This is a genomic window from Microbispora sp. H10885 (genome assembly GCF_014161415.1).
Lineage (GTDB): Bacteria > Actinomycetota > Actinomycetes > Streptosporangiales > Streptosporangiaceae > Microbispora > Microbispora triticiradicis.
On the sequence record NZ_JABBWY010000003.1, the window covers coordinates 1 to 26,776 of the forward strand.

General features: G+C 73.6%; 20 protein-coding genes. 19 read left to right on the forward strand and 1 reads right to left on the reverse strand.

The window, feature by feature from the left end; translation table 11 throughout:
- From HHX37_RS35545 to HHX37_RS08725, 16 genes are all read left to right on the forward strand, one after another.
- Positions 1-749, forward strand: a 749-nt coding sequence (locus HHX37_RS35545) for a hypothetical protein (RefSeq protein WP_220502727.1), incomplete at its 5' end; no start/stop codon positions are given.
- A 956-nt stretch (positions 750-1,705) separates the two neighbouring features.
- The gene (locus HHX37_RS08655) at positions 1,706-3,514 is read left to right on the forward strand and encodes a peptidoglycan D,D-transpeptidase FtsI family protein (protein ID WP_259406331.1); all 1,809 of its coding nucleotides are present in this window, start codon (positions 1,706-1,708) and stop codon (positions 3,512-3,514) included.
- Positions 3,515-3,627: 113 nt separating this feature from the next.
- Positions 3,628-5,250, forward strand: coding sequence for a UDP-N-acetylmuramoyl-L-alanyl-D-glutamate--2,6-diaminopimelate ligase (locus HHX37_RS08660; protein ID WP_182885349.1), 1,623 nt, complete (start codon positions 3,628-3,630; stop codon positions 5,248-5,250).
- 141 nt (positions 5,251-5,391) lie between these two features.
- Positions 5,392-6,759 (forward strand): UDP-N-acetylmuramoyl-tripeptide--D-alanyl-D-alanine ligase, encoded by a 1,368-nt coding sequence (murF, locus tag HHX37_RS08665; RefSeq protein WP_111701207.1) that lies wholly within the window; start codon positions 5,392-5,394, stop codon positions 6,757-6,759.
- Positions 6,756-7,832, forward strand: a complete 1,077-nt coding sequence (gene mraY / locus HHX37_RS08670; RefSeq protein WP_111701208.1) for a phospho-N-acetylmuramoyl-pentapeptide-transferase — start codon at positions 6,756-6,758, stop codon at positions 7,830-7,832. Before murF ends, mraY begins: the two co-directional genes overlap by 4 nt.
- Positions 7,814-9,190: a UDP-N-acetylmuramoyl-L-alanine--D-glutamate ligase gene (gene murD, locus HHX37_RS08675; RefSeq protein WP_182885085.1), complete on the forward strand. Its 1,377-nt coding sequence runs from the start codon at positions 7,814-7,816 to the stop codon at positions 9,188-9,190. Before mraY ends, murD begins: the two co-directional genes overlap by 19 nt.
- A gap of 215 nt (positions 9,191-9,405) precedes the next feature.
- Positions 9,406-10,737, forward strand: a complete 1,332-nt coding sequence (ftsW, locus tag HHX37_RS08680) for a putative lipid II flippase FtsW (RefSeq protein ID WP_138462409.1) — start codon at positions 9,406-9,408, stop codon at positions 10,735-10,737.
- A gap of 1 nt (position 10,738) precedes the next feature.
- Positions 10,739-11,818 (forward strand): undecaprenyldiphospho-muramoylpentapeptide beta-N-acetylglucosaminyltransferase, encoded by a 1,080-nt coding sequence (gene murG, locus HHX37_RS08685; protein WP_111701210.1) that lies wholly within the window; start codon positions 10,739-10,741, stop codon positions 11,816-11,818.
- Positions 11,815-13,239 carry a UDP-N-acetylmuramate--L-alanine ligase gene (gene murC, locus HHX37_RS08690; RefSeq protein ID WP_182885086.1) on the forward strand — a complete coding sequence of 475 codons (1,425 nt, stop codon included), beginning with the start codon at positions 11,815-11,817 and terminating at the stop codon, positions 13,237-13,239. The genes murG and murC overlap by 4 nt, the downstream gene beginning before the upstream one ends.
- On the forward strand, positions 13,236-13,907 hold the full coding sequence (locus HHX37_RS08695; protein WP_111701212.1) for a cell division protein FtsQ/DivIB: 672 nt from the start codon (positions 13,236-13,238) through the stop codon (positions 13,905-13,907). Before murC ends, HHX37_RS08695 begins: the two co-directional genes overlap by 4 nt.
- A 250-nt stretch (positions 13,908-14,157) precedes the next feature.
- The gene (gene ftsZ / locus HHX37_RS08700; protein ID WP_182875705.1) at positions 14,158-15,618 is read left to right on the forward strand and encodes a cell division protein FtsZ; all 1,461 of its coding nucleotides are present in this window, start codon (positions 14,158-14,160) and stop codon (positions 15,616-15,618) included.
- Between the two features lie 201 nt (positions 15,619-15,819).
- Positions 15,820-16,497, forward strand: coding sequence for a YggS family pyridoxal phosphate-dependent enzyme (locus HHX37_RS08705; protein WP_220502770.1), 678 nt, complete (start codon positions 15,820-15,822; stop codon positions 16,495-16,497).
- Positions 16,498-16,632: 135 nt separating this feature from the next.
- A complete protein-coding gene (locus HHX37_RS08710) occupies positions 16,633-17,160 on the forward strand; it encodes a cell division protein SepF (RefSeq protein WP_117410377.1) in 528 nt (175 codons plus the stop codon).
- Between the two features lie 83 nt (positions 17,161-17,243).
- Positions 17,244-17,534 (forward strand): YggT family protein, encoded by a 291-nt coding sequence (locus HHX37_RS08715; protein ID WP_117410376.1) that lies wholly within the window; start codon positions 17,244-17,246, stop codon positions 17,532-17,534.
- 49 nt (positions 17,535-17,583) lie between these two features.
- Complete coding sequence (locus HHX37_RS08720) at positions 17,584-18,447, forward strand: DivIVA domain-containing protein (protein WP_117410375.1); 864 nt, start codon at positions 17,584-17,586, stop codon at positions 18,445-18,447.
- Positions 18,448-18,492: 45 nt separating this feature from the next.
- Positions 18,493-20,997 (forward strand): hypothetical protein, encoded by a 2,505-nt coding sequence (locus HHX37_RS08725; RefSeq protein ID WP_182885088.1) that lies wholly within the window; start codon positions 18,493-18,495, stop codon positions 20,995-20,997.
- A 72-nt stretch (positions 20,998-21,069) separates the two neighbouring features.
- Here HHX37_RS08725 and ileS read toward each other — a convergent pair whose 3' ends face one another.
- A complete protein-coding gene (ileS, locus tag HHX37_RS08730) occupies positions 21,070-24,243 on the reverse strand; it encodes an isoleucine--tRNA ligase (RefSeq protein WP_182885089.1) in 3,174 nt (1,057 codons plus the stop codon).
- Positions 24,244-24,780: 537 nt separating this feature from the next.
- Between ileS and HHX37_RS08735 the strand changes: the two genes are divergently transcribed.
- Genes HHX37_RS08735 through HHX37_RS08745 form a run of 3 tightly spaced genes read left to right on the forward strand, consistent with a single transcriptional unit; the run spans position 24,781 to position 26,769 of the window.
- The gene (locus HHX37_RS08735) at positions 24,781-25,176 is read left to right on the forward strand and encodes a TraR/DksA family transcriptional regulator (protein WP_117410371.1); all 396 of its coding nucleotides are present in this window, start codon (positions 24,781-24,783) and stop codon (positions 25,174-25,176) included.
- On the forward strand, positions 25,140-25,847 hold the full coding sequence (gene lspA / locus HHX37_RS08740; RefSeq protein ID WP_310740313.1) for a signal peptidase II: 708 nt from the start codon (positions 25,140-25,142) through the stop codon (positions 25,845-25,847). Before HHX37_RS08735 ends, lspA begins: the two co-directional genes overlap by 37 nt.
- Positions 25,840-26,769 carry an RluA family pseudouridine synthase gene (locus HHX37_RS08745; RefSeq protein ID WP_117410369.1) on the forward strand — a complete coding sequence of 310 codons (930 nt, stop codon included), beginning with the start codon at positions 25,840-25,842 and terminating at the stop codon, positions 26,767-26,769. Before lspA ends, HHX37_RS08745 begins: the two co-directional genes overlap by 8 nt.
- Positions 26,770-26,776: the final 7 nt, after the last annotated feature.

The following is a 26,776-nucleotide window of genomic DNA, read 5'->3' on the forward strand; positions in this document are numbered from 1 at the left end:
GGACCGGCACTGTGCCGAGGCGGTGTAGGGCTCCCCGCGGCGGCGCGACCGGACGCGGCCGCGCGGCGGCCCCCGCCGCCACGCCCGCCCGCGCCGAGGCGAGGGCCCGGCAGGAGGCCCCCGCGGCTCCCCGGAAGGGCAGGGCCCCGGCGAAGACCGCCGCCGGATCTGCCGCGGCCCCCAAGCGCGACGCCGTACGGGCGGCCGCGGCCGGCCGTGTCGCGCCGCCCAGTGAGAGGCCGCTCCGTGAGAGGCCGCTCCGGGAGACGCCGGAGCGTGAGACGCCGCGCCGGGAGAGCCCGGAGCGGGAGCGCCGGGACACCGCCGAGGCTGCGCCCGCGCCGGGACGCGCCCGGCGTGGCGCGGGCGCCGCTGCCTCCCCGGCGACGTCCCCACGTGCCAGAATGGCGCGGCGAGCGTTCCGGCGGCCTCCGCGTGCGCCGTTCGTGCTGCTCGTCGTGGGTCTCATGTGCGGGGGTCTGGTGACCCTCCTGCTGCTCAACACGGTCCTCGCGCAGGACTCGTTCAAGCTGACCGACCTGCGGTCGAGCATCGACGACCTGCACCGGCAGGCCGCCGAGCAGGAGAACCTGCTCCGCACGTGGAGCCAGCCCGGCGCGGTGGACGAGGCGGGTCGTGGGCAGGGCCTGGAGCAGGACCGCTCCGCCCCTCGGTTCATCACGACGGGCGAGGGCACGGCCGGGCAGCAGGGCCAGGAGGAGGGCACGGAGGAGGGCACGGACCGGTGAGAGACAGCGGCCGGAACCCGGGTCCCGGCCGCGGGGGTCCCACCGGGCGTGGTGGCGGCCAGGGCCCGGGCGGCGGCAGGCGCGACCCGGGGTCCCCGGGGCGGCCCTCCCGTCAGGACGGACCGCAGAAACCCGGCCGTCCCGGCCGCCCGTCCGATCCCGGGTCCGGCGAGGCGTCCGGCCGCCCCGCACGCCCGGCACGCCCGGGCGCCGGCGGCGGAGCCGGGCGCGGCGGCGACGCCGGCCGCACGAGAGGCCCCGCGGACCGTGACGCCGCAGCCCCCGACCGCCCCGCCCGGGACACCCGTGCGGCCCGTGATCGTACGGACGGCGACCGCGTGCCGGGCGGCCGTGTGACGCGTGACCGTGCGGGAGGCGAGCGCGTGGCAGCGGACCGCGTCTCGGGCAACCGTGCGGCGAGTGGCCGTGCGGGTGGCCGCGCGGGTGGCGAGCGCGCGGCGGACCAGCGTGTGCCGGGCGGCCGCGCGGCGAGTGGCCGTGCCGGCAACCGTGCGGGCAACCGTGCGGGAGGCGAGCGCGCGGCCGATCAGAGCGTGCCGGGCGACGGTGCGTCCCGGGCCGGGAGCGGCGGCTCGGATCGGGGCCGTGGCGGAGCCGCGGGGCGGCCACGTGGCGCGGGGAGCGGCGGTCAGACGCCGGCCCGGTCGCGCGCGGGCGCAGGAAGCGACGTCCCGTCCCGCGGCGCCGGTGGGGCCCGCCCGCCCGCCGGAGCGGCCTCGGCCAGGGGAGCGTCCTCCGGGGGCGCGCCGGGCGGTGGGGCCCCGCCCAGGAGCGCCACGGGCGCCGGTGCCTCCGGCAAGGGCGCGCCGGGAGCCGGACCCTCGCCCAGGGGCGGATCGGCCGCGGAAGCCCCGGGCGGAAGAGCGCCGGGCGGCGTGGGCCAGGGCCGTGCCCGGACGGCCGGCACACAGCCGCGTACACCAGCAGGCACTCCGATGCGCACATCAGGGCGCACTCCGCCGCGTCCGCTCCGGGCGCCGGGCGGGCCGCCGCCACCCCCGCGCCCGCCGGCCGTGCTGCGGCTGGGCAACCCGGTACGGCGGCTGCGGGCGGCGATGCTGGTGATGGCGATCGTGCTGTCGCTGTTCGCCGGACGGCTGGTGCAGTTGCAGGGGCTCGACTCCAAGGTGCTCCAAGCGAAGGCCGTGCAGCAGCGGGTGCAGCCCGAGATCCTGCCGGCGCGGCGCGGCGCGATCACCGACGCGGAGGGCCACGAGCTCGCGGTGACGGTCGAGGCCAGAGAGGTCTACGTCGACCCCAAGGACGTCGACCCGGCCAAGCGCGACCTGGTCGCCACCACGCTGGCGCGCGAGCTGAACAAGCCCAGGCAGGACATCGACGCCGCGCTGGCCAAGACCACCCAGCGTTACATCCCGCTGGCGCGCGACGTCGAGCCGCTGCGGGCCAAGCGCATCATGGGCTTCAAGCTCAGGGGCGTCGGCACCAAGGAGACCTACCGCCGTCTCTACCCCGGCAAGTCGCTCGCCGGCGGCCTGCTCGGCTTCACCGGAGTGGACGGCCGGGGCCTGGAGGGCCTGGAGAGCGCGTACAACGACGTCCTCGCGGGCCGGGACGGCAAGCAGAGCATCGAGCTCGGCGCGAACCGCCAGCGCATCCCGATGACGCGCAGCCAGCGCGAGGCGCCGGTGCCCGGACGGGACGTCCGGCTGACCATCGACCGGGACCTGCAGTGGGCCGCCGAGCAGACGCTGGCCCGGAGGGTGCACGACACCGGGGCACGCAGCGGCAGCGTGATCGTGATGGACGTGGCCACCGGCCGGATCCTCGCCATGGCCAACGCGCCCCAGGCCGACCTCAACGACTGGCAGTCCGCCCCGGCGGAGGACCGCGCCAACCGCGCGGTGTCGGAGATCTTCGAGCCGGGCAGCACCAACAAGGTCATCACGGCCGCCGCGGCGATGGAGGCGGGGGTGGTCACGCCCGACACCGTCTTCCGGGTGCCCGACCACATCCAGTGCGCCGACCAGCAGCTCAAGGACGCCCACCCGCACGGGCCCGAGTCGATGACGTTCACCGGGGTCCTCGCGGAGTCGAGCAACGTGGGCACCATCATGGCGGCGGAGAAGATCTCCAGCCAGCGGCTGTACGACATGTTCCGGTCCTTCGGGTTCGGCGCGCGCAGCGGCTCGGGCGTCCCCGGCGAGCAGGACGGCCTGCTGCCCCAGTGGCAGACGTGGTCGGGCAGCCAGCGCTGTACGATCGCCTACGGCCAGGGCATCTCGGTCACCGCGCTGCAGATGGCCAGCGTCTACCAGACGATCGCCAACGGAGGAGTGCGGGTGACCCCCTCGATCGTGGCGGGCACCACCGACGCGCACGGCGCGTTCGTCGCCGCTCCGGCCGCCAAGGGCACGCGGGTGATCGGCGAGACGACCGCCCGATCCATCGCGCTCATGCTGGAGGCCGCGGTCGGCCACGAGGGCACGGGAGAGGAGGCCTCGATCGAGGGCTACCGTGTCGCGGGCAAGACCGGCACAGCGATGCGGTACGACGAGAAGTGCGCGGGATACTGCGGATACACCGCGACGTTCGTGGGCTTCGCCCCCGCCGACCAGCCCCGGCTGATGGCTTTGGCCGTCATCCAGGACCCGAAGAAGGACCACTACGGCGGCGCCGTCGCCGCCCCGGTGTTCAAGGACGTCATGACTTTCGCGTTGAAGAGCAGGAAGATCCCCCCGACCGGCACGAAGGCGCCCGCGATGGTCCTTCGCCCCGCGGAGTGACCGGGACCCAACCGGCCGGGGTGGAGACCACGCGGGCCCCGGTGACGGACGGCCGGGTGGCGGAGGAGAGCGGCGGAGAGGGGTACGCTCTCGCCGTGCGTTCCGCGTCGTCCATGCGTCCAGAGGCCGCCCAGGCCCGCCCGCTGTCCGCGCTCGCGTCCCTGCTCGGCCCGTCGTCGTCGGCCGTGCCCTCCCCCGGAGCGCGGGTGGTCCGCGGCGCCGTCACCGGCGTCACCCTCGACTCGCGCCGGGTGCGGCGCGGCGACCTGTACGTGGCGGTGGCCGGCGCCTCCCGGCACGGAGCGGAGTTCGCCGGAGCCGCCCTCGCGGCGGGCGCGGCGGCGATCCTCACCGACCCCGAGGGCCGTGACGCGGCCGCGGCCACCGGTCTGCCGGTGCTCGTCGTGCCCGACCCGCGGGCGGTGCTCGGGCAGGTGGCCTCCTGGGTGTACGGCAGGCCCGCGTCCGGCATCACGCTCATCGGCGTGACCGGCACCAGCGGCAAGTCCACCTCCACCTTCCTGCTGGAGGCGGGACTGCGGGCGGCGGGCCACCGCACCGGCCTCGTCGGCGGCGTGGAGATCCGCGCCGGGGACGTGCGGTTCACGCCCGATCTGACCACTCCCGAGGCGACCGACCTGCAGGCCCTGTTCGCGCTGATGCGCGAGCAGGGCGTGAGCGCCGCGGCCATGGAGGTCTCCAGCCACGCCCTGGCCCTCGGCCGGGTGGACGGACTCTTCTACGAGGTGTCGATCTTCACCAACCTTTCGCAGGACCACCTGGACTTCCACCGGGACCTGGACGACTACTTCGCGGCCAAGGCGCGCCTGTTCACCCCCGAGTTCAGCCGTCTCGGGGTGGTGAACGCCGACGACGCCCACGGCCGCGAGCTGGCCGGCACGGCCAAGATCCCGATCACCACGTTCTCCGCCACGGGAGCGCCGGAGGCCGACTGGCGCGCCGAGGACGTCCGCCTCGGCTCCGGCGGCAGCCGGTTCCGCCTCGTCGGCCCCGGAGGGGTCGAGGCCGACGTGGCGGTGGCGCTGCCCGGCCCGTTCAACGTGGCCAACACGCTCGGCGCGCTGGTCGCGCTGGTGGAGACGGGCGTCCCGCTGCAGGCCGCGGTGACCGGCGTCGGCGAGTTCACCGGCGTCCCCGGCCGGATGGAGCGGGTGCCGGGCGACGGCGACGTGCCGGGGGACGTGCAGGTGATCGTCGACTACGCGCACAAGCCGGGTGCGGTGGAGTCGGTGCTCAACTCGCTGCGGGCGGTGCTGGACGACGGCCCGGACAAGGGGCCGGACGGCACACTGGACGACGGGCCCGCTGGGCGCCTGGTCGTCGTGCTGGGCTGCGGCGGCGACCGCGACCGCGGCAAGCGCCCGATGATGGGCGAGGCCGCCGCCCGCCTCGCCGACGTGGCGATCCTGACCAGCGACAATCCTCGTACGGAGGACCCGCTCGCGATCCTCGCCGCGATGCTGGAGGGCGCGCTGCGGGTACCTCCGCAGGAGAGGGCGCACGTCGTCGTGGAGCCGGATCGGGCGGCCGCCATCCGCCTGGCCGTCGGCGGTGCTTCGCCCGGAGATGTGGTAGTTGTGGCGGGCAAGGGACACGAGCTGGGGCAGTATGTCGGGGGCGAGGTCATCCCCTTCGACGACCGTGAGGTGGCCGCCGCGGCCATCGCGGAGCGGAACCGGGCACGGCGGGCCGCAGGGGAGACCGCCGGTGCGTGAGGCGGTGTTACGGAGCGCCCCAGGCGTCCCGGGTCACATGGCTCCGGTTCACATGGCTCCGGTTGACAGCGCTCCGGGTGACGGTGCTCCACCGCTTCACGGGGGCCCGACAAGCGACGCGAAAGAGAGCAGGACAGACACATGATCCCGTTGCCGCTGGCCCGGGTCGCCGAGATCACGTCGGGAGCCCTGAACGGCCTGGCCGACCCCGCGGCCGTGGTCCGAGGACCGGTCGTGATCGACTCGCGGGCGGTCGTGCCCGGCTCGCTCTTCGTGGCGATCAAGGGGGAGCGGGCCGACGGGCACGACTTCGCCCGGCAGGCCCACGAGGCGGGCGCCGTCGCCGTCCTCGCCACCCGGCCGGTCGACGCGCCGGCCGTGATCGTGGGGGACCCCCAGGCCGCCCTGGCCGCCCTGGCGAACGCCGTGGTGAGGGAGCTGCCCGGCGCGACCGTGGTGGGCGTGACCGGCTCCGCGGGCAAGACCACGACCAAGGACCTGCTGGCCGGGCTCGCCGCGCGGATGGGCCCGACGGTCGCGCCGGTCGGCTCGTACAACAACGAGATCGGCCATCCGCTGACCGTGCTCAAGGCCGACGAGGGCACCCGGTTCCTCGTGCTCGAACTGAGCGCGCGCAACATCGGCCACATCGCCTACCTGGCGGAGATCGCCCCGCCGCGCATCGGCGTGGTGCTGAACGTCGGCACCGCCCATCTCGGCGTGTTCGGCGGCAAGGAGGCGATCGCCCGGGCCAAGGGCGAGCTCGTCGAGGCGCTGCCCGCCGACGGGACCGCGGTGCTCAACGCCGACGATCCGCTGGTCAGCGAGATGGCCGGCCGTACGGAGGCCAGGGTGACCTGGTTCGGGCGCGCGGCCCGCGCGCACGTGCGGGCGGAGGACGAGACGCTCGACGCGGCCGGCCGCGCCTCGTTCACGCTGCGCACGCCGTCCGGCGCCGCCCCGGTGCGGCTGCGCCTGTACGGCGCGCACGCCGTCGAGAACGCCCTGGCCGCCGCGGCCGCCGCCTACGAGCTGGGCATGCCGGTGGCGGCCATCGCCGAGGAGCTGTCGGCGGCCGAGCCGCGCAGCCGCTGGCGGATGGAGGTCACCGACCGGCCCGACGGCGTGACCGTGATCAACGACGCGTACAACGCCAACCCCGACTCCATGCGGGCCGCCTTCGGCAGCCTCGGGGTCATCGGCGCCGGGCGGCGGCGGTTCGCGGTGATCGCCGCGCTGCGCGAGCTGGGCGAGGACGGCCCGGCGCTGAACGAGGACCTCGGGCGGCTGGCCGCCGGCGCGGGGCTGGAAGCGGTGATCGTCGTGGGGGAGGACGCCGGGCCGGTGCTCAGGGGCGCCCCCGGCGCGATCCACGCGCCCGACGCCGCCGCGGCGGCCCGGGAGCTGTCGGACCGGCTCGCGCCCGGGGACGCGGTGCTGGTGAAGGGGCCGCGTGCGGCCGGGCTCGAGCGGGTCGCCGAGGCGATCCTCGGAGGTGACGCCCGGTGAGGAACATCCTCATCGCGGGGGCGATCTCGCTGCTGCTGTCCATGGTCGGCACGCCGCTGGCCATCCGGCTGTTCGCCCGGCGCGGGTACGGCCAGAACATCCGGGAGGAGGGCCCGTCGGGTCACTACGACAAGAAGGGCACTCCCACGATGGGCGGCACGGTGATCGTGATCGCCGCGCTGATCGGCTACTTCCTGGCCCACGGGGTGACCGTCTTCTCGGCGGTCAGCGACCCTCCGACGGCCTCGGGCCTGCTGGTGCTGTTCCTGATGACCGGCCTCGGGGCGGTCGGCTTCCTCGACGACTTCATCAAGATCTACAAGCAGCGGAGCCTGGGCCTGCGCAGCGGCGCCAAGGCCGCCGGCCAGCTCGTCGTCGGCGCGGTCTTCGCGGTGCTCGTGCTGCGGTTCCCCAACGCCTACGCCGTGACCCCGGCCGACACGCGGGTGTCGTTCCTGCGGGACATCGGGCCGTCCATCGGGCTCATCGGGTTCGTCGTCTGGGTCCTGTTCTTCATCGTGGGCTTCTCCAACGCGGTGAACCTGACCGACGGGCTCGACGGCCTGGCCTCCGGCGCCACCTGCCTGGTCCTCGCGGCGTACGTGCTGATCGGCAACTGGCAGCTGCGCAACAGCTGCACGACGGTCGGCTTCGGCCCCAACTGCTACTGGGTGCGAGATCCGCTCGACCTGGCGGTGGTCGCGGCGGCGGTGCTGGGGGCCTGTCTGGGCTTCCTGTGGTGGAACGCCCCGCCCGCCAAGATCTTCATGGGCGACACCGGCTCGCTGGCCCTCGGCGGCGTGATCGCCGGTCTGGCCTTCACCACCCGGACCCAGCTCCTGCTGGTCATCCTGGGCGGCCTGTTCGCGCTCATCACGATGTCGGTGATCATCCAGGTCGGGTTCTTCAAGATGACCCGCAAACGGGTCTTCCGGATGGCTCCGCTCCAGCACCACTTCGAGCTGTCCGGCTGGGCCGAGACCACGATCGTGGTCCGCTTCTGGCTGATCGCCGCGCTGTGCGTGGCCGCCGGTCTCGGCCTGTTCTACCTCGAATGGATGCCGAAGCAGTGAGTGTGGTCGTCGCCGGTCTCGGCGTGTCGGGCGCGGCCGCGGCCCGGGCCCTGGCCCGCCGCGGCGAGCGGGTGACCGTCCTTGAGGCGGTGGACGGCGAGCGGCAGCGCGCCGCGGCCGCCGACCTCGAAGCCCTCGGGGTGGAGGTGCGGTTCGGCGAGCCCGCCCTGCCCGAGGGCGTCTCGCTCGTGGTCACCTCGCCCGGCTGGCGGCCTGCTCATCCGCTCCTCGTCGCGGCCGGGAAGGCGGGCGCCGAGGTGATCGGGGAGGTCGAGCTGGCCTGGCGGCTGCGCGGGGAGCACGCCGCCCCCTGGCTGGCGCTGACCGGCACCAACGGCAAGACCACCGCCGTCCGCATGCTCGCCTCCATCCTGTCCGCCGCCGGGCACCGGGCCCTCGCCGTGGGCAACGTCGGCGTGCCGATCGTGGAGGCCGTGGACGGCCCGTACGACGTGCTGGCCGTGGAGCTGTCGAGCTTTCAGCTCCACTGGTCGTCGAGCCTCGCGCCGCTCGCGGGGGCCGTGCTCAACGTCGCGCCCGACCACATCGACTGGCACGGCTCGATGGAGGAGTACGCCGCGGCCAAGGCTCGGGTCTTCACCGCCGCCGAGACCGTCGTGTTCAACGCCGACGACGCGTGGTCGTCGCGCCTGGCCGAGCCGTACGCCTCCCGGGTGGGCTTCACACTCGCCGTGCCGCGGCCCGGGCAGCTCGGGATCGTGGAGGACCTGCTGGTCGACCGGGCCTTCGTGGCCGACCCGGCGTCCTCGGCGGAGGAGCTGGCCTCGCTGGAGGACGTGCGCCCCTTCGCGCCGCACAACGTCTCCAACGCGCTCGCCGCCGCGGCCCTGGCCCGCGCCCACGGCGTGCCGCCCGAGGCCGTACGGCGGGGCCTGCGCGAGTTCACGCCCGACCCGCACCGCATCGCGCACGTCGCTACGGTGGGGGACGTCGTCTACGTGGACGATTCCAAGGCCACCAACCCGCACGCGGCGGCCGCGTCGCTGGCCGCCTATCCGTCGATCGTGTGGATCGCGGGCGGCCAGCTCAAGGGCGCCGACGTGAACGACCTCGTACGGCAGGCCGCGCCCCGGCTGCGCGGCGCGGTGCTGCTGGGGGCCGACCGCGAGCTGATCCGCCGGGCATTGGCGCGACACGCCGCGAATGTCCCCGTCGTGGACGTGCCGGGGCAAGACACTGGGGTCATGGACCGCGTCGTCGCCGAAGCCGCCCGGCTCGCCTCTCCGGGTGACACCGTGCTGCTCGCCCCCGCCGGAGCGTCACTGGACATGTACGCCGGCTACGGAGCGCGTGGGGAGGCCTTCGCCGCAGCCGTGCACCGCCTGGCGGCACCGTGAGCGACCGGACGGTGAGCGACCGGACGGCGAGCGACCGGACGGCGAGCGACTGGGTGCCGGGCCAGACCGGCAGCCCGGCCGGCGCCCCGGCGGGCCGGACCCGGGGGGAGCGGGCACAGAGCGAGCGGGCCCGAGGTCAGCGAACACAGAGCGAGCGAACAGCGGGCGAGCGAACGCCGGGCGAGCAGGCACCGGGCGGCTGGGCCGGCGCCCAGATCGCGGCGCTGCGCGAGCTGCTCGGCCGCCCGCTGACGTCCTACCACCTCGTGCTGGGCTGCAGCGCGCTGCTGCTCGCCCTCGGGCTGATGATGGTGCTGTCGGCGTCGAGTATCGAGGCGCTGCAGCGGACCGGGAACCCCTTCTACTGGTTCCTGAAGCAGGTCACCTCGGTGGCGATCGGGCTCCCGCTCATGTGGGTGTGCTCCCGGCTGCCGCAGCGGTTCTTCCGCCTCGCCGGCTATCCGCTGATGGGCCTGTCGATCCTCGGCCTGCTGATGGTCATCTTCCTCGGCCAGGAACTGCTGGGCGCCCAGCGGTGGATCGTCATCGGCCCGTTCTCGGTGCAGCCGTCGGAGCCGGCGAAGCTGGCCCTGGTGCTGTGGGGGGCCGACCTGCTCGCGACGCGGGCGCGCGCGGGCCGCATCGAGTGGCGTCAGCTGCTGATCCCCCTGATGCCGGGCGTGGCCCTCTTGGCCGTCCTGGTCATGCTCGGGCGCGACCTCGGCACGACACTCGTGCTCATGATGATCTTCCTGGCGCTGCTGTGGGTGGTCGGCGCGCCCGTGCGGCTCTTCGGCGGCATCCTCGGGCTGCTCGCACTGGCGACCGCCACTATGATCATCGCCGAGCCCTACCGGCTCCGCCGCCTGACCGGCTTCCTGAATCCGTGGGAGACCGCGCAGCACGAGGGGTTCCAGTCCGTGCAGGGGCTGATGGCGATCGGGTCGGGCGGCTGGTTCGGCATCGGGCTGGGCGCCAGCCGGCAGAAGTGGAACTATCTGCCCCACGCCGAGAGCGACTTCATCTTCTCCATCATCGGCGAGGAGCTCGGGCTGCTGGGGACGCTCGTGGTGGTCGCGCTGTTCGGCCTGCTCGGCTACGCGGGCCTGCGCATCGCCATGCGGACCAGGGACCCCTTCGTCCGGCTCGCGTCCGCCGCCGCCACCGCCTGGATCGCCGGGCAGGCCGTCGTCAACATCGGCGCGGTCATCGGGGCCTTCCCGGTCACCGGCATCCCGCTGCCGCTCGTGTCGTACGGCGGATCGGCGCTGCTGCCGACGCTCGCGGCGCTCGGCATGCTGCTGTCGTTCGCCAAACGGGAGCCGGGCGCGGCCGAGGCGCTGGCGGCCCGTGGCCCCGGACCGGTCGCGCGGGCTCTAAGCTGGCTTGGCCTGAACGCCCGAGCCTGGCGCCGGCCCGCGTCCCCGCGCGAGGCCGTCCGGCGGACGGCACGGCCGCGTACGGCACGAGTGGGAACGACGCGGGAGCGGCCGCGGGAGCATTCGCGAGAACGTCCGCGGGAACATCCGCGAGAGAGCAGGGAGTGACATGAGGGTGGTCCTCGCCGGCGGCGGGACGGCCGGCCACATCGAGCCGGCGCTCGCGCTGGCCGACGCGCTTCGCCGGCTCGACCCGAGGATCGGCATCACCTGCCTCGGCACCGAGCGCGGACTCGAGACCCGCCTGGTGCCCGCGCGCGGCTACGAGCTGGAGCTCGTGCCCGCCGTGCCGCTGCCCCGCTCGCTCAGCCCCAAGCTCCTCACCGTGCCCGGCCGGCTAGCCGGTGCCATCGGCAGCGCCGCCGGCATCCTCGACAAGGTCGGCGCGGACATCCTGGTCGGCTTCGGCGGCTACGTCGCCACCCCCGCCTACCTCGGCGCCCGGCGGCGCGGCGTGCCCATCGTGGTCCACGAGGCCAACCCGCGGCCCGGCCTCGCCAACCGGCTCGGCGCCCGCCTCACCGACCACGTCTTCACCGGCCACCCGGACGCCGTCCTCCCCAACGCGGAGTACGTCGGCATCCCGCTGCGCCGGGAGATCAGCACGATGGACCGCCTGTCGATGGGGGACAAGGCGCGGTCGTACTTCGGGCTGGAGTCCGACCGGGTGACGCTGCTGGTGTTCGGCGGGTCGCAGGGCGCCCGCTCGGTCAACCAGGCGGCGCTGGAGGCCGCGCCCTACCTGCGCGCCGCGGGTGTCCAGGTGCTGCACGTGGTCGGGCCGAAGAACACCGTCGAGATCGAGCCCCCGCCCGGCGACCCGCAGTACGTGATCCTGCCGTACGTCGACCGGATGGACCTCGCCTACGCCGCGGCCGACCTCGTGCTGTCCCGCGCGGGCGCCATGACCTGCGCCGAGCTGACCGCCGTGGGGCTGCCCGCGGCGTTCGTGCCGCTGCCGCACGGCAACGGCGAGCAGCGCCTCAACGCCGAGCCGATCGTCCGGGCCGGGGGCGGCCTGATGGTCGACGACGCGGACCTGTCGGCGGCCTGGATCGTCCAGACGCTGCTGCCGATCCTGAACGACCCCGAGCGCGTGGTCGCGATGTCCGAGGCGGCCTCCCGGATGGGCCGCAAGGACGCCGACACGACGCTCGCCCGCAAGGTGCTGGAGATCGCTTCCCGATGAGTCTCGTCAAGCTCGTGGACCCCGTGCCGGCGGCCGACCTGGGGCGGGTGCACTTCATCGGCATCGGCGGCGCCGGGATGTCCGGCATCGCCCGCATCCTGCTCAAGCGGGGCGTACCGGTGTCGGGCAGCGACGCGCGCCCGTCCGCGCAGCTGACCGAACTGCGCGAGATGGGGGCCACCGTCCACGTCGGCCACGCCGCCTCCCACATCAAGGACGTCGACACGGTCGTCGTCTCCACCGCGATCCGCGACTCCAACCCCGAGCTGGGGGAGGCGCTGCGCCAGAACCTCCGGGTGATTCCGCGCGCCGCGGCGCTGGCCTCGGTGATGTCCGGCCGCACCGGCATCGCCGTCGCCGGCACCCACGGCAAGACCACGACCACCTCGATGCTGACCGTGGCGCTGCAGAAGTGCGGCGAGGACCCGTCGTACTGCGTCGGCGGCCAGCTCGTCACGACCGGTCTCGGCGCCGACGACGGCACGGGCGAGGTGTTCGTGGCCGAGGCCGACGAGAGCGACGGCTCCTTCCTCATGCTCGCGCCGCGGATCGCCGTGGTCACCAACGTCGAGGCCGACCACCTCGACAACTACGGAGACCCCCAGGCCGTCCACGACGGGTTCGCCCGCTTCGTCGAGCACGTCGGGTCGCTGCTGGTCGTCTGCGCCGACGACCCCGGCGCCGCCGCCCTCGTGCCGATCGCCCGCGAGCGTGGCCTCACCGTCGTCACGTACGGCGAGAGCGCCGGGGTGGACCTGCGCACGACCGACGTGGCCCCGCGCGGCCTCGGCGTGGAGTTCCGGGTGGAGCTCGGCCCGGGGGCGCCCGGCGGGCCGGGACGCGGCGAGGCGCGCCTGGCCGTGCCCGGCCGGCACAACGCGGTCAACGCCACCGCGGTGATCGCCGTGGCGCTGCACCTCGGCCTGCGCTTCGACGACGTCAAGGAGGGCCTGGCCGCCTTCACCGGCGCGAAGAGGCGGTTCGAGTCCAAGGGCGAGGCCGGCGGCGTGACGGTCTTCGACAGCTACGCCCACCACCCGACCGAGCTGACCGCCGACCTGCGCGCCGCCCGCGACGTGGTCGGCGGCGACGGCCGGGTCATCGCGGTCTTCCAGCCGCACCTCTACTCGCGCACCCGGTTCTTCGCCGACGAGTTCGGCGCCGCGCTCGGCCTGGCCGACGAGGTCGTGGTGCTCGACGTGTACGGCGCGCGGGAGGACCCCGAGCCCGGGGTCTCCGGGGCGCTCGTCGCAGGGAAGGTGCCGCTGCCGGCCGAGCGGGTGGTCTACGCCCCCGACCGCGCGGCCGTGCCCGCCCTCGTCGCCGGCCGGGCACACGCCGGGGACATCGTCCTCACGATGGGCGCGGGGGACGTCACCGAGCTCGGCCCGCGAATCGTCGCGGAGCTGTCCGCCCGGTGAGGCGGGCCGTCCGGCGCTCGGCGCTCGCCACCCTGCTGACCGGCGGGGTCGTGGGCGTCGCCACCTGGGTCGTGTTCTTCTCGCCCGTCCTCGGCGTGCGGGAGGTCGAGATCACCGGCAACGGCCGCGTCCCGGCCGAGGAGCTGCGCCAGGCGGCGGGAGTGCGGACGGGCACCCCGCTCGCCACCGTGGACCTCGCCGGGGTCGAGGGGCGGGTGCGGGCGCTGCGCGCCGTCGAGTCCGCAACGGTCGGCCGCGTCTGGCCCGGCACGCTGCGGATCAGCGTGGTCGAGCGCGTGCCCGCGGCGGCGGTCCCCCTGGGCGTCGCGACGGCGGTGATCGACCGGTACGGGGTCGTCCTCCAGCAGGTGACGGTCGCCCCGCCGCAGCTTCCGGTGCTGCGGGTGGAGCGGGCCGCAGCCGACGATCCCGCCACCCGGGCGGGCCTCACCGTGCTCCGGGCGCTGCCGGGCGACCTCCTCGGCCGGCTGCGGGAGCTGCGCGCCCCCTCGCCCCGGTCGATCACCCTCAAGCTCACCGACGGCCGCTCCGTCACCTGGGGAGACGCGCGGGACTCGGCCCGCAAGGGGCGGGTGCTGCTCGCCGCGCTGGCCAAGCCGGGGAAGAACTACGACGTCAGTTCGCCCGAAGTGGTGACGGTCAGGTGACAAATCTCACTGACCGTGCTCGAACCGGCCGAAGCCGCCCTGGACCGGGGCATCGTGCGAATAGGACAGCGCGCGACACGCCGGACTGCCTTGCGGCGCGGTTAGTTGACCCTGGGGGACGCGCAACCCTACTGTCCGTATCAATCCTCAGGTTGACATAACTCTAAATCTCAACTTGAGGGTGAGAGTTCAAGAGAAGACGGCGGGCCCTGCCCGCATGAAACGCAAACGAGCGGAAAGGCCCCTCGTCGTGGCAGCACCGCAGAACTACCTCGCGGTCATCAAGGTCGTCGGCATCGGCGGCGGCGGAGTGAACGCCGTCAACCGGATGATCGAGGAGGGACTCAAGGGCGTCGAGTTCATCGCCATCAACACTGACGCCCAGGCGCTGCTGATGAGTGACGCCGACGTGAAACTCGACGTGGGGCGCGAGCTCACGCGAGGCCTCGGCGCGGGCGCCAACCCGGAGGTGGGCCGCAAGGCGGCCGAGGACCACCGGGAGGAGATCGAGGAGGTCCTCAAGGGGGCCGACATGGTCTTCGTGACCGCCGGCGAGGGAGGCGGCACCGGCACCGGCGGAGCGCCGGTCGTGGCCAGCATCGCCCGCTCGCTCGGCGCGCTCACCATAGGAGTGGTCACCCGGCCCTTCAGCTTCGAGGGCAAGCGCCGGGCCATGCAGGCCGAGGCCGGCATCGAGACCCTCCGCGAGGAGGTCGACACGCTGATCGTCATTCCGAACGACCGGCTGCTGTCGATCTCCGACCGCCAGGTGAGCGTGCTCGACGCGTTCAAGGCCGCCGACCAGGTGCTGCTGTCCGGTGTGCAGGGCATCACCGACCTCATCACCACGCCCGGTCTGATCAACCTGGACTTCGCCGACGTCAAGTCGGTCATGTCCGGCGCGGGTTCGGCCCTCATGGGCATCGGCCACGCGCGGGGCGACGACCGGTCGGTCGCCGCCGCCGAGATGGCCGTCTCCAGCCCGCTGCTGGAGGCGAGCATCGACGGCGCCCACGGCGTGCTGCTGTCCATCGCCGGCGGCTCCGACCTCGGCCTCTTCGAGATCAACGAGGCGGCCCAGCTCGTCAGCAACGCCGCCGCGGTCGACGCCAACATCATCTTCGGTACGGTCATCGACGACGCGCTCGGCGACGAGGTGCGGGTGACGGTCATCGCGGCCGGGTTCGACGAGCCGGCCCCGGTCAAGCCGGTGGCCGCTCCGCTGGCGCGCCCGCAGCAGGCCCGCCCGGCGCCGGCCCAGGCCGCGCGCCCCGCGACCCCGGCACCGGTCAGGCCGGAGCCGCGCCCGGAGCCGGCCCAGCCCTCCGTACGGCCGGTCGGCGCCGTGACGCCGTCCGCGGCCACCCCGGCGCCCACGCCGCCGCCCGCCACCATGCAGCCGGCCACGGCGCAGGCCGCCACCGTGCACACCACGGCCCAGCCGCAGGCGAGCGCCGTGCCGCAGCCGGCCCAGCCGGTGGGTCAGCCCGCCCAGCAGGCCGCGCCGCAGGCCGAGGGGGTCACGCCGTTCCCCAGGGACGCCGCCGACGGCGGGCGCGACCAGGGGGTCACCGGCCCGGTGTCGATCCCGAGGCCCACTCCCGAGCCGCCGGCCCCGATCACCTCCCGCCCCTCCCAGCCGGGTCCCCGGCGTCCGGTGGTGTTCGAGGAGCAGGAGGAGGAGCTCGACGTGCCGGACTTCCTCAAGTGATCTTCCGGCGCGGCGTGGCCGAGGCCGGAGCCCCAGTAGGGGCCGAGACGGGGGCCGGGCCGAGGGGTGCGGCGGGGCGGACGCCCGCGGGCGTGGCCCGTGCGTGACCCGCGGGACGACCACCCGGACCACCCGGACGACCACCCGGACGACCACCGGGACGATCACGGGGACGACCGGCAGGCGGACCGGCGCGAGGAGCTGGCCGCCGCCCTGGCGGAGGTCGAGCGGCGCGTCGAGGAGGCGTGCCGGGCGGCCGGCCGGTCGCGGGCGGAGGTCACCCTCATCGCGGTGACCAAGACCTACCCGGCCTCCGACGTGCGCCTGCTCGCCGGGCTGGGCGTCTCGCACGTGGGGGAGAACCGCGACCAGGAGGCGGCGGACAAGGCCGCCGCCTGCGCCGACCTCGATCTCACCTGGCACTTCATCGGCCAGTTACAGACGAACAAGGTCCGCTCCGTCGTCGCGTACGCCCACATGGTCCACTCGGTCGACCGTCCCCGCCTGGTGGAGGCGCTCGGCCGCGAGGCCGTACGGGCCGGGCGCGAGGTGGACTGCCTCATCCAGGTCTCCCTCGACGAGGGCGCCGGGAGGGGCGGCGCGCGGCCGGAGGAGGTGCCCTCCCTCGGGGCGCTCGTCGCGAAGACCGAGGGGCTGCGGCTGCGGGGGGTCATGGCGGTCGCCCCGCTGGGGGAGGACCCGGCGCCGGCGTTCGCCCGGCTGCGGGCCGTCGCCGGACGCCTCCGCGAGGAACACCCCGGCGCGGATGTGATATCGGCCGGAATGAGCGGAGACATCCCCCAAGCCATCGCGAACGGCGCGACACACCTGAGAGTCGGTACGGCGTTGCTCGGCCGCAGAAAGCCCTTCGTCAGGTAATGTCCCCCAAGTGGACCATGGTGTCCGCGCTCCAGGTAGAGGTCGATCAGCGGTGAGCTCCAAGGGGGGTACGGCTACCGCCCTGGCCTTCCCCAGGGACCTTGTAGGCACCAGAAACGCGGAGGACGACGAGCGATGGCCGGCGCGATGCGCAAGATGGCGGTCTACCTCGGTCTCGTGGAGGACGACCGCTACGAAGACAGGTACACGGCGGAGTACGGCACCGACGAGGACTACGGCGACGAGGACTATGAGTCGTCGCGGCGCGGCTTCGCCGCGACCTCCGGTGCGCATGCCGGGGCTCCGGAGCGCGACGAGGACACCGAGACGTCCGTCCCGGCTCCGCGTCCCCCCACGACCGTGCTGGAGCGCCGTACGACCGATCTGGCGCGGATCACCACCCTGCATCCGCGCACGTACAACGAGGCGCGCACGATCGGCGAGCACTTCCGCGAGGGCACGCCGGTCATCATGAATCTGACAGAGATGGTCGACAGCGACGCCAAGCGCCTTGTCGATTTCGCGGCAGGTCTCGTCTTTGGCCTACACGGCAGCATCGAACGTGTTACCAACAAGGTGTTCCTGTTGTCCCCCGCCAACGTTGAGGTGACCGCCGAGGACAAGGCCAGAATCGCGGAACGCGGCTTCTTCAACCAGAGCTAGAGTTCCATACATGAACAGTGACCGGCTTAGCGGTGCCCCTGTGGCCCGGAGGCGGCGGAACCGAGGGGAGGCGGGGCTCGACCGTGGGGATCATCAGTGAGATCTTGGTCATCGCCCTGACCCTCTACCTGGTTCTGCTGATCGGCAGAATGATCATAGATACGGTGCAGGCGTTCGCCCGCTCCTGGCGGCCCACGGGGGTCGTCCTGGTGCTGGCTGAGGTCACCTATACGGCGACCGACCCACCCCTCAAGTTCCTCCGCCGTTTCATTCCGCCCCTCAGGTTGGGTACGGTGGCCTTTGACCTGAGCTTCACAGTGCTGTTCATTGTGGTTTTGGTCTTGATCCAAGTCGTGAACGCGCTTCCACGTTGATCGGGTAACGCTCTACCGGACAGACTCCAAGCGCGCCAAGGAGACCCAAATGCCGTTGACGCCCGCTGATGTGCGGAACAAGCAGTTCAGTACCACCCGGCTGAGGCCGGGGTACGACGAGGAGGAGGTCGACGCGTTCCTCGACGAGGTCGAGGCCGAGCTTGACCGTCTCATCCAGGAGAACGAGGAACTCCGCGCGAAGCTGGCCGAGTGCCTCAGGGGCAAGGTCCCCGGCGGCATGGGCATGCCGGGCTCCATGCAGATGGCGTCCGCTCCGGTGGCCGAGCCCAAGCCCGAGATGATGGCCCCCCAGCCGGAGCCGATCAAGCCTCCGGAGCCGGCGCGCCCCGAGCCGGTGCCCGTCGGCATGGGCCTGCCGCCCGCCGAGGACAACATGGACACCGCGGCCCGCGTGCTCGCCCTCGCGCAGCAGACGGCCGACCAGGCGATCGCCGACGCCCGCCGCGAGGCGGACGAGACGGTGACCCGCGCGCGGCGTGAGGCCGACGACATCCTCGGCAAGGCCCGCCGTCAGGCCGAGCAGATCATCGGCGACGCCCGCGCCCGGGCCGAGACGCTGGAGCGCGACGCCCAGGAGCGGCACCGCCAGGCCATGGGCACGCTGGTGCAGACCCGCGACGAGATCGAGCGCAAGGTGGAGGACCTGCGGATCATCGAGCGCGAGTACCGCAGCCGCCTGAAGCTGTTCCTGGAGGACCAGCTCAACAAGCTGAACGTCTCCGCCGAGGGCAGCGGGCCCTTCCCGATCCTCGGTGGCGGTCCGGCCATGGCCCACGCCGCCGCGCCGGGTCCGCAGCAGGTGACAGGCGCGCCCAACCCGTTCGCCCAGGAGCCTCCCCAGCACTCCGGCGCCTTCCCCGGTCCCGACGGCCCCCACAACGACCGCCGGTAAGCAGTGGCGGGTCCTCACAGGGACCCGGTAGCTCGGAGAACCCCCGTGATCCTCATCAGTGCCGCACTGGTCCTCGCCGCCATCGTCCTGCTCATCGCGGGCGTCGTGCTGGGGACGCCCCTTCTAGTGATGTGGTCGATCGTCGTCAGCGTGCTGTCGGCGGTCTGTCTGCTGATCGGGGCACTGCTGAGGCGCCACGAGCTGTTCCCGTCCGGCGGGCGTGCCGCCGAGGGGACCGCTCCCACCCCCCAGGGTTCGACCACGCCCCAGCTCGCGCCCGTCGGCGCGATGAGCGGGGCGTACGGCGGAACCCTCGCAGGGGCACCGGCGCACCCGGTGGCGACGCCCATGGTGGCGGCACCGCCGGTCACGCATCACGGGGCTGTGCCGCCCCAGTCTTTTCCCGCACAGCCCTTCCCCTCCCAGGCCTTCCCCGCGCAGCCCTTCCCGCCGCAGCCCTCCCAGCGGACGGCGCCGGTCTCCCGGACGCCGGCCACCGCGGGCCGCGGCCTCGCCCCCGACGCGATCGTCCTGGTGATCCCCGGACGCAGACGCTTCCACCTGGCCACCTGCCGCCAGCTCGCGGGGCGCGAGACCGAGGAGCTCACCTACGAGGAGGCCCGCGAGGAGGGCTTCACCCCCTGCACCACCTGCCTCCCCGAGACCTTCGCCCGTGCGGCGGAGCCCGAGGAGCCCGCACCCGGCGACAGCGCCACCGGCGGCGACACGGCTCCCGGCGACGCCGCTCCCGGTGACGCAGGCCCCGGTGACGCAGGCCCCGGTGACACAGCCTCCGGCGAAGCCGCCGACGAGAGCGCGGCCCGGGGTGAGAGACCCCCCGGTGACAGCGCGGCCGGTGACGCGGCTCTCCGGGCTGACGCCCCCCGTGGTACGGCGGCCGGTAGCAGTGCGGCCGGCGGCGCTCCCCGCGCCGACACCCCGCGCGGTGTGACAGTCGGTGACAGCGCGGCCGGTGACGCGGCTCTCCGGGCTGACGCCCCCCGTGGTGCGGCGGCCGGTAGCAGTGCGGCCGGCGGCGCTCCCCGCGCCGACACCCCGCGCGGTGTGACAGTCGGTGACAGCGCGGCCGGCGACGCCACGATCAGCGCCGGCGTTCCGCGCGGCGAAGCCGGACCCCAGACGACCCGCCGCCCCGCAGGGGCCTCCGCCGCAACCGACCCGGAGCCTCCCCGTTCCGCAGCAGCCGACCCCAAGCCGCCCGTTTCCGGGCTCCCCGAGACCGGCGTGCAGGGATCACGCCCGTCCGGGCCCGCCCGCCCGTCCGGCACCACGGCTTCCCAGGCTGCGACACCCGGGGCTGCGACATCCAGCGCCGTTTCCTCCGGCGCCGTCTCCTCCGGCATCACGGCATCCGGCAGCGCGTCCTCTGGCACCGCGTCTTCCGGCAGCGTGTCTTCTGGTACCGGGTCTTCTGGGGCTGCGGCTTCTGGGACTGTGTCTTCTGGGACTGGGAAGTCCGCTTCCGCCTCGTCTGGCACCGGTTCTTCGACCAGCTCATCGCCCGCGTCCGGTTCGACGGCAGCAGGGCCGGAGGAGCGGGGCGAGAAGCGCGAAGGAAAGCGCGAGACGTCGTCAGGCGTGACCGAGAACGAGGGCGAGGGCCACACGCCGGTGGACTGGTTCGGCCGGAGCGTGTCGAAGCCGTCCGGCGCCGCGAGCCCGCCCTCCGGGAGCCCGGCCTCCGGTACCCCGTCGCCGGGATCGTCCACGTCCGGGTCGTCCGGAGTGGCCGCGTCGTCGTCCGGGTCGTCGGCGTCTTCGGTGTCGTCCTGGTCCGCACGGTCCTGGTCGCCGTCCGGCACCGGGGACGAACCCGGCCGGGCCGACGACGAGACGGACGAGTCGATCACCGACACGGCGGAACACGACTGGTTCAGGCCAGGCAGGGTGCGGCCCTGGGACCCGGCCCCGGCCGGTGCCGCCGAAAACGAGGACCCGGGGGAGAGCGCTTCCTCCCGTTCCGCCCAGCCGGGCGCGGCCAAGGCACCGGGCAAGAAGCCGGTGGAGCCGGCGGAGGCCACCGAATCCGGGCGCGCCGGGTTCGAGGCCTCCGCCGGTCCCACCACCTCGAATCCGGCGGACGCCGCGCCTGAAAGCGACGCGGGTGCCACCTCGGCAGCGGCCGACGGCGGCACAGGCACACGTGACACACGTGGCGGTGCGGGCAAGAGCGGTGGCGCGGCAGAAAAGGGCACGGCAGGTGCGCGGGCCGACCGTGTCGGCAGAACCGACAGCGCCGGCAGAACCGACCGTGCCGACCGTGCTGGCAGAACCGACAGCGCCGGAAATGCTGACGGTGCCGACAGCGCCGACGACGACGCCGCCGGCGCCGTTCGCCCGGTAAAGCCGGCCGCGGGCCCGGACGAGGCCGGGGGCGCTCGGGTGCGGGTGATGGTCGGCACGCGGCGCTTCCACAGCGCCGAATGCCCCCTGGTCAGCGGGATGGACGACAGCGGTGTGGAGACCATGACGCGGGCCGAGGCCGAGTCGTCCGGCCTCACCCCCTGTTCGGTCTGCCAGGGCGGCTGATCCTCACGGACGATGGGGCCGGTCGGATGAGTCCGACCGGCCCCTCGCCGTCTGTCGTGCAGGCGCCGCTTGTCAGGCCCTGCGCAGGCGGAAGGACAGGCCGAGGTCGGCGTCCTCGTGGGCCGGCAGGTCCTCGTCCGGACCGTCCCCGTCCGCGGTGATCTCGGTCATGCTCGCCGCCAGCACCTCCTCGGCGACGGCCGCCCCGCTCTCGCGCAGCGCCCCGGCGAGCTCGCCGTCCGCCGACCACCACAGGTCGATGCGGTCGGTGATGGACAGGCCGGTGGACTTTCGGGCCTCCTGGACGAGCCGGATCACGTCGCGCACCAGGCCCGCCCGGCGCAGCTCGTCGGTGATCGTCAGGTCGAGCGCCACGGTCTCGCCGGTGCCGGTGTCGACCGCCCCGGTCTCCACGGCCCAGCCCGTCCGGGGCTGCTCGGTGACGATCACGTCGTCCGGGCCGAGCTCCACCGTGCCCAGCTCTCCGGCCTCGACCACGGCCGATCCGCCCGAGCGCAGCGCACGGGCCAGCCCCGCCGGTTCGGCCGCCGACACGGCGGAGGCCACGAGCTTGGTCTGCGAGCCGAACCGCTTGCCGAGGCTGCGGAAGTTCGGCTTGACCGTGAACGTCACCAGGTCGGCGGAGAAGTCGGACAGGTCCTCCAGCCGCTGGACGTTCAGCTCGTCGGCGATCAGCTCGCGCAGCTCGCCGGGGAGCGCGGCCCAGCCCGGGGCCCCGACCAGTGCCCGCCCGAGCGGCTGGCGGGTCTTGACCGAGGAGGAGGCGCGGGCCGACCGGCCCAGCTCCACGAGCCGGCGCACCAGCGCCATCCGCTCCGACAGCTCGGGGTCGAGCAGCGCCGCGTTCGCCTCCGGCCAGGACGCCAGGTGCACCGAGGCCGGGGCGTCCGGGCCGCGCAGCGCGTCCCACAGGTAGTCGGTGAGGAACGGCACGAGCGGGGCCATGAGCCGGGTGACCGTCTCCAGGCACTCGTACAGCGTCGCGAAGGCCGCGGCCTCGCCCGTCCAGAAGCGGCGGCGCGAGCGGCGGACGTACCAGTTGGACAGGTCGTCCAGGAACTCGGTGAGCCGCCGCCCGGCGCGGGCCGTGTCGAACTCCTCCAGCGAGGCGGTGACCTCGGTCACCGTACGGTGCAGCTCCGCCAGCGCCCACCGGTCGATCAGCGGCCGGTCGGCGTACGCCGGCGCGTCGGCCACCCGGGTGGGCGACCACGACTCGGCGTTGGCGTAGAGGGTGAAGAACGACGCGGTGTTCCAGTAGGTCAGCAGGACCTTGCGGACGATCTCCTCCAGCGCGGCGTGGCCGATCCGCCGGGGCGCCCAGGGGGAGCCGGACGTGGCCATGTACCAGCGCAGTGAGTCGGCGCCGTGCTGGTCCATCAGCGGCATCGGCCGCAGCACGTTGCCGAGGTGCTTGCTCATCTTGCGGCCGTCCTCGGCGAGGATCAGCCCGAGGCACAGCACGTTCTCGTACGACGAGCGGTCGAAGACCAGCGTGCCGACGGCCATCATCGAGTAGAACCAGCCGCGGGTCTGGTCGATCGCCTCGCAGATGAACTGACCCGGGTAGGACTTCTCGAAGACGTCCTCGTTGACCAGCGGCGCGCCCCACTGGGCGAACGGCATGGCGCCCGAGTCGTACCAGACGTCGATCACGTCCGGCACCCGGCGCGCCTCCGCCTGACATGTCGGGCAGGGGAAGGACACGTCGTCGACGAACGGGCGGTGCGGGTCGAGGGCGGTGAGGTCGCGGCCCGCCAGCTCGCCCAGCTCCTTCAGCGAGCCGACGCACGTGACGTGGTCCTCGTCCTGCGAGCAGACCCACAGCGGCAGCGGCGTGCCCCAGTAGCGGGACCGCGACAGCGCCCAGTCGACGTTGTTGCGGAGCCACTCGCCGTACCGGCCGTGCTTGATCGTCTCGGGGAACCAGTTCGTGCGCTCGTTCTCGGCGAGGAGCCGGTCCTTGACCGCGGTGGTCCTGATGTACCAGGAGGGGAGCGCGTAGTAGAGCAGCGGGGTGTGGCAGCGCCAGCAGTGCGGGTAGCTGTGCTCGAAGTGCTCGCCGCGGAACAGCAGGCCGCGCTCGCGCAGGTTCTCCGTCAGCGGCTCGTCGGCGTCCTTGAAGAACAGCCCGCCCACGAACGGCACGTCCGGCGCGAAGCGCCCGTCGGGGCCGATCGGGTTGACGACCGGCAGGCCGTACCGCTTGCAGACGGCCATGTCGTCGGCGCCGAAGGCCGGCGCCTGGTGGACCAGGCCGGTGCCGTCCTCGACCGTGACGTACGTGCCGAGCACGACGTAGTGGGCGTTCTCGATGTCCACCAGGTCGAAGGGCCGCCGGTAGGCGGTGTGCTCCAGTTCCGAGCCCTGATAGCTGGCCAGCACCTCGGCGTCCTCGCCGAGGACCCGCCGCAGCAGCGGCTCGGCCACCACGAGCACCTCGTCACCGCGCCGGGCCGCGACGTACGTCACGTCGGGGTGCACGGCGACGGCGGTGTTGGACACCAGGGTCCAGGGGGTGGTGGTCCAGATCAGCAGAGTGGCGCCCAGGTCGGCCAGGGGGCCGGAGACGACGGGCATCCGGACGTACACCGACGGGCTGGAGACGGTCTCGTAGCCGCCGGGCTGGCCGAGCTCGTGGTCGGACAGGCCCGTGCCGCAGCGGGGGCAGTAGGGCGTGATCCGGTGGTCGCGGAACAGCAGGTTCTTGTCCCAGACGACCTTGAGCGACCACCACACGGCCTCGACGTACTGGGGGTCCATGGTGCGGTAGGCCTGGGACATGTCGACCCAGTAGCCCATGCGCTCGGTCATCTCCTCGAACGCGTCCACGTGCCGGAGCACCGACTCGCGGCAGCGTTCGTTGAACTCGGCGATGCCGTACGCCTCGATCTCCGGCTTGCCGGACAGGCCGAGTTCCTTCTCCACGGCGACCTCGACGGGCAGGCCGTGGCAGTCCCAGCCGGCCTTACGGGGCACGTGGTAGCCGCGCATCGACTTGTAGCGGGGGAAGACGTCCTTGAAGACCCGGGCCTCGACGTGGTGGACGCCCGGCATGCCGTTGGCCGTGGGCGGGCCCTCGTAGAACACCCAGGAAGGTCCGGCGGCGTTCTGTTCCAGCGAACGCTCGAAGATCTTCCCGTCCCGCCAGCGTTCGAGGACCTCTCGTTCGAGGGCCGGCAGGTCGACCTGCGCGGGAAGTGAGCGGAAGTAGTGGGAAGACATCGTCGGGTGTGACCTCCACGCGGTGGCTGACAGAGCTGGTTCACGCGTGAAGGGACGAAGCCGGGGACGGCTCCGCGGTACCACCCTTCTTGGCGCCCGCTGCCGGACGCCCTCTCGTTTCGTTGCCGCTGCCGGTTCTACTGGGCCGATGGCCTTTCTTCCGGCGGCTCCGGGGTGATCTTCCCACCGCGGCCCGCCCCGGGCTCACACCGTCCCCGGGTCGCTGAGCGGGCGGATGCGGAGGTACTCGTCCCCATCAACGCCTTGCAGACTACGAGGATAACGCGGACCGGCCGCAGGGGCTTCCCGATATGCGGACGGCGCCCCGGCGACGGCGGGCGACACCCGGGTGAGATCCGGCCCGGGGCGGGAATACGTGGGAGGAACAAAAATGGGGCGACGGGGAGGAGCTGGCCGAACGCGCCATCCTGGTACGGATGGGGTAAAAGCCTCGGCGAGCCCGTTGCCGATCCGTTATCGGCGACCTATGCTTCCCGGACCTGGCCGAAGTGCTCCTGCGCGAAGGGGAGGCCCGCAATGACGACCCGCACGGCGAGAACCGCCATCAGCGACGACGTCTGGTCCGACGAGGAGCTCGCCGGTGTCCGCGAGCGGCTGCGGCACGAGATCGGGGAGCTGCGCGCCGACATCGCCAGGGCGGAGGAGCAGCTCGCCTCGGGGGACGTGAGCCAGGGCGCGGGAGACGATCCGGCCGACGCCGGCGCCAAGACCTATGAGCGTGAGCGCGAGATCGCCCTTACCCTGAATGCGCGCGACCTGCTCGCGCAGAACGAGCGGGCGATCGCCCGCGTCGACGCAGGGACATACGGAGAGTGCGAATCGTGCCACAAGCCGATCGGCAAGGAGCGCCTGCGGGCGTTCCCGAGGGCGACGCTGTGCGTAGCGTGCAAGCAGCGGGAGGAGCGCCGCTGAGCGGCGCCGGCCCGGCGAGGCCCGGCAACCGGGCGCGGAGGATCGCCCTCCTCGTCGTCGTGGCCACGGTGATCTACGCGCTCGACCAGGTCAGCAAGTTCCTCGTGGTGAAGTTCCTGGAGCACGAGGAGCCCCTGACCGTCGTTCCCGGCGCGCTCGTCCTGACCGTGATCCGCAACGCCGGCGCCGCCTTCAGCATCGGCACCGGCATGACGATCGTGTTCACGGTGATCGCGCTGACCGTCGTCGTCGCGATCGTCCGTACGGCCCGGCAGCTGCGCAGCCTGCCCTGGGCGATCACGCTCGGGCTGCTGCTCGGCGGGGCCGTCGGCAACCTGACCGACCGGATCTTCCGGTCGCCGGCGCCGTTCCAGGGGCACGTGGTCGACTTCATCCAGGCGTTCCCCGTCACCCGGTTCCCGGTGTTCAACGTCGCGGACTCCGCGATCGTCTGTGGCGGCGTGCTCGCGGTGTTCCTGGCCTGGCGCGGCTACCAGATCGACGGCACCCGCCAGACGGAGGAGGAGACCTCCGGTTCCGGTGCGGAGCAGGCGGCGGAACCGGCCGGGCACGAGAGCCGTGCGGAGGCCCGGGGCGAGGTCCCTGAGCAGACCCTGGAGCAGACCCGGGAGCAGGCGGGGGACCGGTCGAGGGAGCGGGCCGATGGGTGACCGCCGCAGTCTGCCGGTTCCCGACGGGCTGGAGGGCGAGCGCCTCGACGCGGCCCTGGCCCGGTTGTTCGGCTTCTCCCGCACCCGCGCGGCCGAGTTGATCGCCGCCGGGGAGGTGCTGGTCGACGGCGCGGTCCCGGCGAAGTCCGACCGCGTCCACGCCGGCGCCTGGCTGGACGTCACGATCCCGCCACCACCCGCCGCCCCGATGCCCGTGGCCGAGCCGGTGCCCGGCATGACGATCCTGTACGAGGACGACGACGTCGTCGTGGTGAGCAAGCCGATCGGGGTGGCGGCGCACCCCACGGTCGGCTGGACCGGCCCGACCGTGATCGGCGGACTGCTCGGCGGCGGCCATCGCGTCTCCACCAGCGGCGCGGCCGAGCGGCAGGGCATCGTCCACCGGCTGGACGCCAACACCACCGGCGTCATGGTCGTCGCCAAGAGCGAGCGGGCCTACACGCACCTCAAGCGGGCCTTCAAGGAACGCACGGTCGACAAGCGCTACCACGCGCTCGTCCAGGGGCACATGGACCCGCTGCGGGGCACGGTGGACGCCCCCATCGACCGGCACCCCTCAGGTGACGGACGCTTCGCGGTGGTGGCCGGCGGCAAGGACTCGGTCACGCACTACGACACGATCGAGGCGTTCCGGGCGGCGTCGCTGCTCGACATCAAGCTGGAGACGGGCCGGACCCATCAGATCCGGGTCCACATGGCCGCGCTCAGGCATCCGTGCGTCGGCGACCTGCTCTACGGCGCCGATCCCACCCTGGCCGCCCGCCTGGGCGTGCGGCGGCAGTGGCTGCACGCGGTCTCGCTGTCGTTCGAGCACCCGGCGACGGGGGAGTGGATGACGTTCACCAGCGACTACCCCGACGACCTGGGCCGCGCGCTGGAGATCCTCGGCGACGAGGGCTGAGCGGCCC